Source organism: Pseudomonas sp. (genome assembly GCF_035512415.1).
GTDB lineage: Bacteria > Pseudomonadota > Gammaproteobacteria > Pseudomonadales > Pseudomonadaceae > Aquipseudomonas.
Genome location: NZ_DATKDZ010000034.1, coordinates 80,462 through 93,064 on the forward strand (window position 1 = coordinate 80,462; position 12,603 = coordinate 93,064).

General features: G+C 62.6%; 16 protein-coding genes. 10 read left to right on the plus strand and 6 right to left on the minus strand.

Going from position 1 to position 12,603, the window contains the following annotated elements; all coding sequences use genetic code 11:
* Positions 1–63: 63 nt before the first annotated feature.
* From zwf to VMP31_RS16550, 4 genes are read left to right on the plus strand one after another with little or no spacing between them, the layout of a single operon-like run.
* Positions 64–1,533: a glucose-6-phosphate dehydrogenase gene (gene zwf, locus VMP31_RS16535; RefSeq protein ID WP_325508794.1), complete on the plus strand. Its 1,470-nt coding sequence runs from the start codon at positions 64–66 to the stop codon at positions 1,531–1,533.
* The gene (pgl, locus tag VMP31_RS16540) at positions 1,520–2,233 is read left to right on the plus strand and encodes a 6-phosphogluconolactonase (protein ID WP_325508795.1); all 714 of its coding nucleotides are present in this window, start codon (positions 1,520–1,522) and stop codon (positions 2,231–2,233) included. Before zwf ends, pgl begins: the two co-directional genes overlap by 14 nt.
* Positions 2,234–2,252: 19 nt before the next feature.
* Entirely contained in the window at positions 2,253–2,930 is a 678-nt protein-coding gene (locus tag VMP31_RS16545) for a bifunctional 4-hydroxy-2-oxoglutarate aldolase/2-dehydro-3-deoxy-phosphogluconate aldolase (RefSeq protein ID WP_325508796.1), read from the plus strand.
* An 8-nt stretch (positions 2,931–2,938) separates the two neighbouring features.
* Positions 2,939–3,787 (plus strand): aldo/keto reductase, encoded by an 849-nt coding sequence (locus tag VMP31_RS16550; RefSeq protein ID WP_325508797.1) that lies wholly within the window; start codon positions 2,939–2,941, stop codon positions 3,785–3,787.
* A gap of 97 nt (positions 3,788–3,884) precedes the next feature.
* Here VMP31_RS16550 and VMP31_RS16555 read toward each other — a convergent pair whose 3' ends face one another.
* Complete coding sequence (locus VMP31_RS16555) at positions 3,885–4,259, minus strand: YajD family HNH nuclease (RefSeq protein WP_325508798.1); 375 nt, start codon at positions 4,257–4,259, stop codon at positions 3,885–3,887.
* A 128-nt stretch (positions 4,260–4,387) separates the two neighbouring features.
* Between VMP31_RS16555 and VMP31_RS16560 the strand changes: the two genes are divergently transcribed.
* Positions 4,388–4,696 (plus strand): hypothetical protein, encoded by a 309-nt coding sequence (locus tag VMP31_RS16560; RefSeq protein WP_325508799.1) that lies wholly within the window; start codon positions 4,388–4,390, stop codon positions 4,694–4,696.
* An 8-nt stretch (positions 4,697–4,704) separates the two neighbouring features.
* Here the strand turns inward: VMP31_RS16560 and VMP31_RS16565 are convergent, their stop codons facing one another.
* The 4 genes from VMP31_RS16565 to VMP31_RS16580 form a co-directional block, all read right to left on the minus strand.
* Positions 4,705–5,178: a cyclic nucleotide-binding domain-containing protein gene (locus tag VMP31_RS16565; protein ID WP_325508800.1), complete on the minus strand. Its 474-nt coding sequence runs from the start codon at positions 5,176–5,178 to the stop codon at positions 4,705–4,707.
* 98 nt (positions 5,179–5,276) lie between these two features.
* On the minus strand, positions 5,277–5,684 hold the full coding sequence (locus VMP31_RS16570; RefSeq protein WP_325508801.1) for a DUF1731 domain-containing protein: 408 nt from the start codon (positions 5,682–5,684) through the stop codon (positions 5,277–5,279).
* 53 nt (positions 5,685–5,737) lie between these two features.
* Positions 5,738–6,028 (minus strand): hypothetical protein, encoded by a 291-nt coding sequence (locus VMP31_RS16575; protein WP_325508802.1) that lies wholly within the window; start codon positions 6,026–6,028, stop codon positions 5,738–5,740.
* Positions 6,029–6,032: 4 nt separating this feature from the next.
* Positions 6,033–8,087, minus strand: a complete 2,055-nt coding sequence (locus VMP31_RS16580; RefSeq protein ID WP_325508803.1) for a S9 family peptidase — start codon at positions 8,085–8,087, stop codon at positions 6,033–6,035.
* A gap of 156 nt (positions 8,088–8,243) precedes the next feature.
* On the opposite strand from VMP31_RS16580, the gene VMP31_RS16585 reads away from it, so the two are divergent.
* The 4 genes from VMP31_RS16585 to VMP31_RS16600 all read left to right on the plus strand — a co-directional run bounded on the left by VMP31_RS16585 (position 8,244) and on the right by VMP31_RS16600 (position 10,544).
* The gene (locus VMP31_RS16585; protein ID WP_325508804.1) at positions 8,244–8,711 is read left to right on the plus strand and encodes an MFS transporter; all 468 of its coding nucleotides are present in this window, start codon (positions 8,244–8,246) and stop codon (positions 8,709–8,711) included.
* Positions 8,712–8,791: 80 nt separating this feature from the next.
* Positions 8,792–9,235, plus strand: coding sequence for an HIT family protein (locus VMP31_RS16590; protein WP_325508805.1), 444 nt, complete (start codon positions 8,792–8,794; stop codon positions 9,233–9,235).
* Positions 9,228–10,004 (plus strand): class II glutamine amidotransferase, encoded by a 777-nt coding sequence (locus tag VMP31_RS16595; protein WP_325508806.1) that lies wholly within the window; start codon positions 9,228–9,230, stop codon positions 10,002–10,004. The genes VMP31_RS16590 and VMP31_RS16595 overlap by 8 nt, the downstream gene beginning before the upstream one ends.
* Before the next feature lie 15 nt (positions 10,005–10,019).
* Entirely contained in the window at positions 10,020–10,544 is a 525-nt protein-coding gene (locus VMP31_RS16600) for a DUF2937 family protein (RefSeq protein WP_325508807.1), read from the plus strand.
* Positions 10,545–10,602: 58 nt separating this feature from the next.
* Here VMP31_RS16600 and VMP31_RS16605 read toward each other — a convergent pair whose 3' ends face one another.
* Positions 10,603–11,589: a DMT family transporter gene (locus VMP31_RS16605; protein ID WP_325508808.1), complete on the minus strand. Its 987-nt coding sequence runs from the start codon at positions 11,587–11,589 to the stop codon at positions 10,603–10,605.
* 105 nt (positions 11,590–11,694) lie between these two features.
* On the opposite strand from VMP31_RS16605, the gene VMP31_RS16610 reads away from it, so the two are divergent.
* Positions 11,695–12,585 (plus strand): LysR substrate-binding domain-containing protein, encoded by an 891-nt coding sequence (locus VMP31_RS16610; protein ID WP_325508809.1) that lies wholly within the window; start codon positions 11,695–11,697, stop codon positions 12,583–12,585.
* Positions 12,586–12,603 lie beyond the last annotated feature (18 nt).

The following is a 12,603-nucleotide window of genomic DNA, read 5'->3' on the forward strand; positions in this document are numbered from 1 at the left end:
CAACCTTGATTAATCCGTTGCAACCGGGTATTTCTAGCTTAACTTGATAAAAGAACAAACATCATGCCTTCGATAACCGTTGAATCCTGTACTTTTGCCTTATTCGGTGCGCTCGGCGACCTGGCCCTGCGCAAGTTGTTTCCGGCGCTCTATCAGCTGGATCGGGCCGGGCTGCTGCACGCCGATACGCAGATTCTCGCCCTGGCCCGCGACGCTGGCGATGCGCAGCAGTACCTGCAGCAAATCGAGCAGCACCTGCGCCGCCATGTGCCGGCCGCCGAGGTGGACGCCGCCGTGCTGCAACGCTTCCAGGCGCGCCTGAGCTACCTGAGCATGGATTTCCTTGAGGCCGATGACTACCTGCTGCTGGCCGAACAGGTCGGTAACCGCGAGCGCTTGATCGCCTATTTCGCCACCCCAGCCTCGGTTTACGGCGGCATCTGCGCCAACCTGGCGGCGGTCGGCCTGGCCGAGCGCACCCGCGCCGTGCTGGAAAAGCCCATCGGTCATGACCTGGAGTCCTCGCGGGCGGTCAACGATGCGGTCGCGCAGTATTTCCCGGAAACCCGCACCTATCGCATCGACCATTACCTGGGCAAGGATACGGTGCAGAATCTGATAGCCCTGCGTTTTGCCAACAGCCTGTTCGAAACCCAGTGGAACCAGAACCATATCTCCCACGTGGAAATCACCGTGGCAGAGAAGGTCGGTATCGAGGGCCGCTGGGGGTATTTCGACCAGGCCGGGCAGCTGCGCGACATGATCCAGAATCACCTGCTGCAACTGCTCTGCCTGATCGCCATGGACCCGCCCAGCGACCTGTCCGCTGACAGCATCCGTGATGAGAAGGTCAAGGTGCTCAAGGCCCTGGCCCCGATCACAGGCGAGCAACTCAGCCAACAGGTGGTGCGCGGCCAGTACGTGGCCGGCAGCAGCGATGGCAAGGCAGTACCGGGCTATCTGGAAGAAGAAAATTCCAACACCCGCAGCGACACCGAAACCTTTGTCGCCCTGCGTGCCGATATCCGCAACTGGCGCTGGGCCGGCGTGCCGTTCTACCTGCGCACCGGTAAGCGCATGGCGGAAAAGATGTCGCAGATCGTTATCCATTTCAAAGCGCCGCCGCACTACATCTTCGACCCGGAGCAGCGCCAGCTGATCGGCAACAAGCTGATCATCCGCCTGCAACCGGACGAAGGCATCGCCCTGCAGGTGATGACCAAGGACCAGGGCCTGGACAAGGGCATGCAGCTGCGCAGCGGCCCGCTGCAGCTGAATTTTTCCGATACTTACCGCAGCGCCCGGGTGCCCGATGCCTACGAGCGGTTGTTGCTGGAAGTGATGCGCGGCAACCAGAACCTGTTTGTGCGCAAGGATGAAATCGAACACGCCTGGCTGTGGTGCGATCAGCTGATCGCCGGCTGGAAGCGCCTGGGCGATGCGCCCAAACCTTACGCCGCCGGTACCTGGGGGCCCATGGGCTCGATTGCCCTGATCACCCGCGACGGTAGGAGCTGGTATGGCGATCTCTGATCTCGAACTGCCACCGGGCGTGGTTGCCCACAGCCACGCCGCCCCCCAGGCCCTGGCCGAGGCGCAGGCCGTGGCCGTGGCCGAGGCGCTGCGGATAGCCATTGAAAGCCGTGGTCAGGCGACCCTGGTGGTGTCCGGCGGGCGCAGCCCGATTGCCTTTTTCGAGGCCCTGGCGCAGCAACCGCTGCACTGGCAGCGCGTGCTGATCAGCCTGGCGGACGAACGCTGGGTGCCGACCAATCATGCCAGCAGCAATGAGGCGCTGGTGCGCCGTCATCTGCTCCGTGGCGCTGCGGCTGAGGCACGTTTTCTCAGCCTGTACCGGGTGGCGAGCAGTCTGCAGCAGGCCGCCGAACTGGCCGATGCAGCTCTGGCCGATTTGCCGCCGATCGATGTGCTGGTACTCGGCATGGGCGACGACGGCCATACCGCCTCGCTGTTCCCGGCCAGCCCCAATCTGGACCTGGCCCTGCAGGCCGATTGCCCGCACCGGGTGTTGCCGATGCAGGCCCCCAGTGCGCCGGCCCAGCGCCTGAGCCTGACCCTACCGCTGCTGGCGGCGGCGCGTTTGCCGCTGCTGGCGATTCAGGGCCCGGACAAGCTGGCCACGCTGCGTGCGGCCCTGGCCGGCGACGACGTGGCGCATATGCCGATCCGCGCCTTGCTGCATTCTCCCCTTGAGATTTACTGGTGCCCCTAGGGCCGAAGGACCAGCCGATATGACCCACAACGAAAATACCCCGCAGGCCCGCATGGCCGAGAAGATCGCCCAGATCGACAGCATCTGCGCCCGTGCGCGGATCATGCCGGTGATCACCATCGCCCGCGAGGCGGATATCCTGCCGCTGGCCGATGCCCTGGCTGCCGGTGGCTTGACGGTGCTGGAAGTGACCCTGCGCTCCGCCCACGGCCTCAATGCCATCCGCCTGCTGCGTGAGCAGCGCCCCGAGCTGTGCGTCGGTGCCGGCACCGTGCTGGATCTGTCGATGCTGGATGCGGCGCTCGAAGCCGGTGCGCAGTTTATCGTCACCCCGGGTTCGACCCGGGAATTGCTCCAGGCCAGCCTGGAAAGCCCGGTGCCGCTGTTGCCCGGTGTCAGCAGTGCCTCCGACATCATGCTCGGCTATGCCCTCGGCTACCGCCGCTTCAAGCTGTTCCCGGCAGAAGTCTGCGGCGGCACCGCGGCGCTCAAGGCCCTGGGCGGTCCCTTTGCCGGGGTGAAATTCTGCCCCACTGGCGGCATCAACCCGGACAACGTGCAGCGCTATATGGCCCTGGCCAACGTGATGTGCGTCGGGGGCACCTGGATGTTCGACAGCGAGTGGGTCAAGAACGGCGACTGGGCGCGTATTCAGCAATGCAGCAGCGAAGCTCTGCAGTTGCTCGAAAACCTGTGACCCAGGCAATGCGGCAACCCCTGCTGCTGGGCATGATGCGCCTGCTCGACTACCCCGAGCTGGCCGCGCCCCAGGCCTTGCTGGGGTTTATCGAGCGCTGCGTGGAGCGTGGCCTGAACGGCTTCGACCACGCCAATATCTACGGCCTGGGCGAGTGCGAAACGCGTTTCGGCGCGGCCCTGAGGCTGCGTCCGCAGGTGCGTCAAGGGCTTGAACTGATCAGCAAGGCCGATATCGTACCGGCCAGCCAGGACCTGTCGCGCTGGCGGGTCAAGCACTACAACAGCGCCGCGAGCTACCTCAACCAGGCCCTGGAGGCCTCATTGACGCGCCTGGGCGTCGAGCACCTGGACGGCTTTCTGCTGCATCGCCCCGACCCGCTGTTGCAGGTCGAGGAGGTGACCCGCGCGCTGCAGGCCATGCTGGCCAGCGGCAAGGTAGGCTGGATCGGCCTGTCCAATGCCGAGCCGCTGCATTGGCAAGTGCTGGCCAGGGAACTGCCGCTGCGCTGTAACCAGATTGAGCTGTCGCTGCTGGCCCAGCAACCGGCCTGGGATGGCCAGTTGCAGGCCATGCAGGCCGCCGGACTGCAGGTGCTGGCCTGGTCGCCGCTGGCCGGCGGGCAGTTTCCACCGACCTTGCAGCAGGCCCTGGGCGAAGTCGCCACGGCCCTGCAGGCGACCCCGACCCAGGTCGCCCTGGCCTGGTTGCGCCGCTTGCCCGGCAGCCCGCTACCTATTCTCGGCAGCCTGCGCCAGGCGCGTATCGACGAAGCGCTGGCCGGCACCGAGCTGCAGCTGGATGCGCCGACCTGGTTCTACCTGGCCGAAGCCGCACGGGGCATCAAGGCTCCCTGAGTCCGCAAGCGATAGCGTCTGCATCGTTATCCGTGGTGCGCACCAGTGAGGGGCAGGCGTTCTTGGTGTGCGCGGCGCGCCTAGCGGCAGTATTGTTCTAGTCTTTCTTTTTCAGCAGGGCGGCCAGGTCGGCAAAGGCCTTGTGGGTTACTTTCGGCCCTTGCTGGCTGGCGGTGGAGCCTTCGCCGAAATATTGCTGGTCGGTATAGCGGGCGTGTTCGTTGTCGTGACAGAACAGGCACAGCAGCTCCCAGTTGGAGCCATCCTGAGGGTTGTTGTCGTGGTTGTGGTCGCGGTGGTGCACGGTCAGTTCGCTTAGACGCTTGCCGGAAAACTCCCGGGCGCAGCGGCCGCAGACATGCGGGTACATCTTCAGGGCCTTGTCGCGATAGCCTTCTTCGCGGCCGCGCTGGGCCTCGGCGAGGATGCGGTCAAGCTTGGCGGTGGGTGAGGGGGATTTATCGCTGCTCATCTGGAGTCTCATAAATAAGGCCTATGTCAGCAGTCTAGCGCTGCCGGCGGTCACTGAGAACCGTGTTGTCGGCACTTTGCCGCCAAGCCGTGGCCCAAACTGCATCACTGCAAACGAGGAGCACGAGAATGCATCGCTTATCGCCCTGGATATTCGCCCTGGGTCTGCTCTGTGCAGCGGCCGTGCAGGCCCAGCAGGCGGCTGGGTCGCGTGTCGATGGCCGACCTGCGGGCGCGCCCGGTACGGCCACGCCGCAACCCTATACGACGCCGGTGCAGCCAAGCCAGGTGCCCCAGCGCACGCCGCATAACCCGCCGCTGCTAAGACCGCTACCCAATACCCCGAACCCGGCCGTACCGCTACCGGACCGGGATTTGCCGCTGCTGGAGCAACAACGTCAGCACAATCGAGAAAAACCTGGCAAGCGGGCGGACTGAGCTACGTTCTAGAGTTGCTGCTCGACCAACTGACCATCGGTCATGCGCAGGCGTTTCGACATGGCCACGGCAATTGAGCGAATCACCTTGGCGGCGGTTTTGGGGGCGTCCTGAAGCATCTTGTCCAGGGAGTCCTTGGACAGAATCAGCAAGTTGCATTCGCTGATGGCCACGCAACTGGCCGAACGCCTTTCGCCGTCCAACACTGCCATCTCGCCGAAGGCACGGCCTCTGCGCAGTTTGGCGATCTCGATAGCGTCGCCGTTGGAGTTGGTTTTAAGCACCGATACCGCGCCGAAATGGATGATGCACATAAAGCTGCCGGCATCACCCTCATTGCAAATCACCTCGTTCTGCTCACAGCGGCTGATGCTGAAATAACCTGCCGCGCAGAGCAGATCGCTCGCTTGCAGGCTATTGAACAGGCCACAGTCGAGTAGCATGTCGCGGATTTCGTTGATCAAAGTAGAACTGTCGGACATGGTTTTTTCAGTCGTCAGGGTAAATGGGTGCGCGCGGCTTAGGTAGCGACGTTAGCTGGCCTGCCGATGTTTGCTGGAACAAGTGTAACGATAGCCGGTCAGTCTGGGCGCGTTTGGGTTAACTGCTCCAGTGCCGACGCCAAGTCGCCGTAATGAAACACATACCCCTGTGTCAGCAACTTGGTCGGTATTACCCGTTGGCCCTTCAGCAGCACTTCGTCGGCCATTTCACCGACGAGCAGGCGTACCAGCGCGGCCGGCACCTTCACGCTGAATAGTGCGTGACGGATATGCTGCTTCAGCTGCTGGCTGAATGTGGCCTGGGTGACGGGCTCTGGCGCGCAAAGGTTAACCGCGCCCTGGATGTCTGGCCTGCTCATTAGAAATGCGCAGCTATCGAGCACGTCGTCCAGATGTATCCAGGGCATCCACTGGTGCCCGTCGCCGAGCGGGTGGCCATCCGCCCGACCAAGGTGGATGACGTCTACGATGTAATTTTCATCCACAAGACCATCCGCCAGCTCGACTTGAGAAAGCGCAAGTGAGGATCATCAACCCGTTACCCATGTATCCCGACATGCGTTACCCATGTATCCCGGCTGAACAGGTACAGCACTATAAGCAGGCTGAAGATCACGCCCCAACTGGCCACGGTGGGGCCGAACAACTGCACCATGCTTTTCAGCAGGGTCTGGAACTGCGGCGATGGCAGCTCGTTCGAGACGCTGGCATGCAGGTAGTCGAAATAGGGCTGCAGAAACCCGGCATGGGCGGTGAATGCCAGGAGTAATCCGAGGGCGACATGGCCGATACCGATCAGCAATAGCCAGCGGTAGAGAAGCGTTTGCATGGGTTTATTCCGCAGACCTTTGGGGGTTCAGTTCCAGTACTTTGAGGATAAAGGCATATTCCAAAGCCACATCCTTGAACGCCTGGTAGCGGCCGCTCATGCCGCCGTGGCCGGCATCCAGCTCGGTTTTCAGCAACAGCAGGTTGTTGTCGGTCTTGCGCGCGCGTAGCCGGGCCACCCATTTGGCGGCTTCCCAGTACTGCACCCGGCTGTCGTTGTAACCGGCCACGGCGAGGATCGCCGGGTAGGCCTGTGCACTGACGTTCTCGTAAGGCGCATAGGCCTTGATCCGCTCGAACACCTCGGGCTCGTGGGGATCGCCCCATTCGTCGTATTCGGTCACGGTCAGCGGCAGGTCGGGGTTCTGCATGGTGTTGAGCACATCGACGAAGGGCACCTCGGCAACGGCGGCGGCGAACAGCTCGGGGCGCTGATTGAGCACCGCGCCTATCAGCAGGCCACCGGCGCTGCCGCCGCTGATGCACAGTCGGTCGCTGCTGGTGTAGCCGCTGTCGATCAGCTGTTCGGCGCAGGCGATAAAGTCGCTGAACGAGTTCTGCTTGTGTTCCAGCTTGCCGGCACGGTACCAGGCCTCGCCCAGTTCGCCGCCGCCGCGTACATGGGCGATGGCGAAGACGAAGCCGCGCTCCAGCAGGGACAGGCGTGCGTGGGAGAACCAGGGGTCGAGGCTTTCGCCGTAGGCCCCGTAGCCGTATAGATAGAGCGGGGCGGGCATTGCGTCGCTGAGTACCTCGCGCTTGGCCACCAGGCTGATCGGCACCTGGCTGCCATCCTTGGCCGTGGCCCACAGGCGCTGGCTGACATAGCTGTCGGCATCGAACGGGCCCAGCACCGGGGTTTCCTTGAGCACCTGCTGTTCGCCAGTGCCCAGTTGCAGCTGACGGATCTGCGCCGGGCGATTGAGCGCCTCGTAACGCAGGCGGATCACCGGGCTGGCGAACTCCAGGGTGTCCTGTACATAAAGGCTGTAAGCCGCATCCGGTAACTGCACGCGGTAGGCTGGCTGGCCCTGGGGCTGCACTTCGAGGATCGGCAGGCCGCCTTCGCGCAGGCTGAGCACCAGGGCTTCCTGGTTCAGGCTGATGCCTTCGAGCATGACCAGGGGATCATGGCCGCGCAGCTGCTGCCAGTGTTCACGCTGGGGCGACTGCTCGGGAGCCTGGTACAGGGCGAAGTTGATCCCGTTCTGGTTGCTGCGGATCAGCCAGACCCAGTCGTCGCCCAGCTTGCCGTGGTCGAGGTCGTACTCGTGGCCTTCCTCGCGCGGAGCCACGCAGCTGAAGCGGCCTTGTGGTGTTGCGGCATCCAGCACCCAGGCTTCGCTGGTGGTCTTGCTGCCGAGCAGCAGCACCAGCTGGCGTTCGGAGCTGCTGCGGTAGCAACTGAGGAAGAAGCGTCCGTCGGCTTCATGGAACACCAGTTCGGCCGTCGCGCTGCCCAGGCGATGGCGGTAGAGCTTGTGCGGCCGGTGGGTTTCGTCCAGTTCGCCGAAGAATAGTGTCTGGCTGTCGTTGGCCCAGGTCATGCTGCCGTCGCAGTCGGCGAAGGGTAGCTCGCTGAGGCTGTCGTCGTTCAGGTCCTTGACGAACAGCTGGTAGGTTTCTTCGCCGCTGGTATCCAGGCTGTAGGCCAGGCGCTGGTGGTCGGGGCTGATGCTGAACGCGCCGAGGGCAATAAAGCCGCCGTCGGCCAGGGCATTGGGGTCGAGCAATAGGTGTTCGCTGGCGTCATCGACCTGGAGTGAGCCATCGGCCGGGCGCAGGCAGCGGTAATGGCGCGGGTACTCGTCGCCGGCGGTGGTGCGCTGGTAATACAGATAGGGCCCCCAGGGCGAGGGCAGGCTCAGGTCGGTCTCGCGGATACGGCCTTTGATTTCCTCAAACAGCGTCTCGCGTAATTCGCGTTGCCCGCGCAGCTGGCTTTCCAGGTAGGTATTTTCCGCCTGGAGGTATTCGAGCACCTCGGCGCTGTCGCGATTTTCCAGCCAGCGATAAGGGTCGTCAGTATTCTCGGCGCGGGCGATGGGGGCATGCGACATAGGGCAACTCCAGAGGCGGACGGCTGACGGCGGGGACGCCGCAGCAGGCAAAAGCCGTTATCATAAGCGCCAGTTTGTCAGCCGGCCGCGGAAAAGTGCAGCCCGGCCGCTTTTCCAGGCCTGTTTGGCCCGTTATGTCTAGAGAACCACCGCGTTATGAGTGAAAACGACTATTTACTTGCCTGGGGCGCTTACCTGATCGCCGCATTCGGCTGCCTGGTGGTGTGGTTTCGCCTGACCGGCTGGATGTGGCGCTACCTGCGCGAACCGCTGCGGGTGCTGATGGCCGTGCTGTTATTCAGCCCGACCATTGTTGATCCGGCCAAGGAGCAGTTTGCCCCGGCCGTGGCGATCAGCGCCATGGACCTGCTACTGGATGTCGGCAACAACGTCTGGCGAGCGGTGGCCGATCTGGCCATGTACAGCCTGATTGCCTTGGCGCTTTATCTGCTGTTCGTGGCGATCCGCTGGCCTGTGGTGCGCTGGTGGAAAGACCGGAGAGGTGAGACCGCAAGCAGTGAAAATGAGCCGACCATGCGCGAAATGCTGGAACAGGACGATTACCCCGCCGAATCCTACGACACCCAACGCGACCACGGCGGCCGGCTGGAACCGCGTCTCTGAGTGAGGCGCGCATCACGCTGTAAACCTTGCGCCCGGCTACGCGGCCGTTCAGCATGGCCCTTCGCCTACAAGGAGGGCTTATGGACTGTGTGTTTTGTGCAATTGCCGGCAACCAGCTACCTGCACAGCGTATTTATGAGGACGAACATTTCTTCGTCCTGCTGGATATCTTCCCTCTGCGCCCGGCCCATGTGCTGATTGTCAGCCGCGAACACGTGCCCTTTCTCAAAGACCTTTCCACTGCTGCCTGTGAGCAGCTGCTGCCGCTGGCGCAACGCATGGCCGCCGCCTTGCGCGCGGCCGGTTATGGTGAGCAGGGCATCAATTTCCTGGTTAATGATGGGCCGACCTCCAATCAGCATGTACCACACCTGCATCTGCACCTGATTCCACGACGCGGCGGTGATGTCATGCAACTGCTGTGGCGCGCCCTGACGCGTTTCCTGCCGTTGGCGCGCAAGCGCATCGAGGCGCGTCTGGCGATTGAGGCGCAACAACTGCGCGAGGCGTTGCGCCATGTGTGAATTGCTGGGAATGAGCGCCAATGTGCCGACCGATATCGTCTTCAGCTTTACCGGCTTGATGCAGCGCGGCGGGCGTACTGGCCCGCACCGCGATGGCTGGGGCATCGGTTTTTATGAAGGGCGCGGCCTGCGTCTGTTTCAGGACCCACGCGCTAGCAGCGAATCGGAGGTGGCACAGCTGGTGCAGCGCTACCCGATCAAGAGCGAAGTGGTGATCGGGCATATCCGCCAGGCCAATGTCGGCCGCGTCTGCCTGGCCAATACCCATCCGTTCGTACGCGAGATGTGGGGGCGTAACTGGTGCTTTGCGCACAACGGCCAATTGGCTGATTTTGCCCCGCGTCAGGATAACTACCGGCCGATTGGCGACACCGACAGCGAAGCGGCCTTCTGTGATCTGCTCAATCGCCTGCGCCAGGCGTTTCCCGAGCCGGTGGCGGTAGAGGAATTGCTGCCCACCTTGGTCAGTGCCTGCGCCGGGTATCGCCAGCAAGGCGTATTCAACTGCCTGCTCAGCGATGGCGACTGGCTGTTCAGTTTTTGCAGCAGCAAGCTGGCGCATATCACCCGGCGCGCTCCGTTTGGCCCGGCACATCTGAAAGATGCCGATATGCAGGTGGATTTCCAGGCGGAAACCACGCCCAATGACGTGGTCAGCGTTTTGGCGACCGAGCCGTTGACCGATAACGAGAGCTGGACGCTTTACCAGCCAGGCGAGTGGCGTTTGTGGCGTGGCGGTGAATGTGTGGCGCAAGGCATAACGGACTGAATTGGGGGAGGGAACATGTTTAGAAGCTATCTGCGGTTGGCCTTGTTTGCCCTGGGGTTGCTGGTTGGGGTGCAGGTACCGGGGTTTATCGACGACTACAGCAAGCGCGTCGAAGCCCATCGCATCGAATCGGAGTTGGGGCTCAAGGGCTTTCGCGAAACGGCTCGGCGCTTTTTCAAAGGCGATCTGGTCGCGCTGGTCGGCCATTACCAGGCCAGCGCCGACCCGGTGATGCGCAGCGATGCGCAGAGCCTGGGCACGCTGGTCGAACGTTCGACATTCCTTGAGCGCGAATCCAAGGCCATGCAAGGGCCCTGGTACGGCCAGGTCTGGCATCTGGCTACCGCAGCAGACCATGAGTTGATGGAAGAAACCTTCGCCGCCTACCGCTACCAGGTGCTGCTGGCCCCCGAGGCCATCGCCTGGGGCATAGCCTGCGCGATGCTGCTGGCTTGGTTGCTGGAGAGTCTGGCGCTGCTGGTTGGCATGCTGCTGGGCGTCGGCCGCAGCCAGACGGTGCAGCAGCGGCACTGGCGCTAAGTTGAATCACATAAGGGCTCGCAAGAGCCCTTGTGTTTCTGCTGATCCGCTTCTAAGCCTACTGGCCGGGTGAAGCCGGCGTGGCAAGCGCCTGCTTGCTGGTTTGAACGCCCTCGGCAACAGGCTCAGGCTGTACGGGCACCGTTTTACGCCGTGACACCAACAACACCCCCGCCAGAACCAGTCCAGCCCCCGCCAGTTGGGCGAGCGACACCGGCTCCGATAACAGCATCCAGGCGAAAACAATCGTCAGGATCGGCCCTAGCGTGCCAATCAGCACGGTACGCGCCGAGCCAATCAGGCGCAGCGCCGCCGATTGCCAGAATATCGGCAGCACCGTGGAGAAAATCGCCATCGCCGCGCTGTACGCATACACCTCTACGGGCTGCTGCAGTGCAGAAAACGGTTGCGTGGCGAGAAAGTGAATCTGCGTGGCGAAGGTGGACACGATAATCGCCAGGGAGGCGAAGCGGATGGTGCCTAGCCGGTGAATCGCCACCTCGGCCCCGGAGCTGTACAGCGCGTAGGACAATGCGGAGCCGAAGATAAAGGCGGCACCGATCAGTACCGTATGCAGATCCTCCGCCACGTGCAGGTCGTGGGCGAACGCCAGGCCGATGCCCGCGTAGGAAAGCAGCAGCGCCGCCACCTGGCGCTTCTCCAGACGCTTGCCCATAAACAGCACGCCGATCAGCACGGTCATGGTCGGGTAGATAAACAGAATCAGGCGCTCCAGCGCCGCTGAGATGTACTGCAGGCCAATAAAATCAAGAATGCTGGCACCGTAGTAGCCCAGCAGCCCCAGGGCGATCAGCATGCTCCAGTCTTTGCGCGTAAGCGGCGGCGCTGCGCGGCAAAGCCACAGCGTGGCCCACAACGCGATAGGCAGGGCAAAGCTCATGCGCAGCGTCAGCAGGGTAATCGCGTCCACTGGCGCAGCGGCATAGGCCAGCTTGACGAAAATCGCCTTGAACGAGAAACCGAAGGCGGCGAGTACCGCGAGTGCGATGCCTAAGCGTTCGGCTGACCAGGTTTTCCATGGCATGGTAAGAAACGTCCTATAGAGTTGTGCTGAGCCGAATGGTGCTGGGTATAGAATCCTTATGGAATTGGCTTTTTCGCAACCTATCGTTCGGATTTAACTAACGCTATGCATTACGACCTGATTGATCTGCGCCTGTTTGTCGCCATTGCCGAAGCGAAGAATCTGACCCGAGGTGCCGAGCGCGTGCATCTGGCGGCGTCTTCGGCCAGCCATCGTATGCGTCTGCTGGAGGCGTCGATCGGCACGTCGCTGTTGCTGCGTGAGCCTCGCGGCGTCAGCCTGACCCGCGCCGGCGAGGCGTTGCTGCGCCATGCGCGCCAGGTGTTTGCCCAGCTCGAACAGATGCATGCCGACCTTACGCCCTACGCCAAAGGCGTGCGTGGCCATGTCAGCCTGTGGGCCAACACCCACGCTACCCATACCTTTCTGCCCGACAGCCTCTCGACCTTTTTGCAGTGCCACCCGCAAGTCAGTATTTCCCTGGAGGAACACACCAGTCCGCACGTGTTGATGGCGGTGGCGCGCGGTGAGGTGGAAGTTGGCGTAGTGGCGGGGACGATTGCGGACGCTGAGGTTGAACTGATTCCATATCGGGCCGACCGACTCGTGCTGATTGCACCGGTCGATCATCCGCTAGCAGCGCGGACCAGCAGCCTGTTTGCCCAGGTACTGGATTACCCCTTTGTGATGCTGCATTCAGGCTCGGCGATTCATACCTTTACGATGAATGCCGCCGCCGCGCTGGGGCGACACCTTGAGGTGCGGATTCAGGTGCGCAGCTTTGAGGCGGTGTGTCGCATGGTCAGCGCCGGCGTTGGCATCGGCCTGGTGCCGCGCAGTGCGGTAACCGCTGGCGCGCAGTTGGCGGTGATTGAGCTGGAAGAACCCTGGGCTCAGCGCGATTTGAAAGTATGTGTGCGCAAGCGCGAGCTGTTGTCGGGGTTTGCTGCGGCACTGGTCGACTGCCTGACTGGCAGCGATACCAGTCCAGCTTAAAGCGTCTAAAAGAACAAC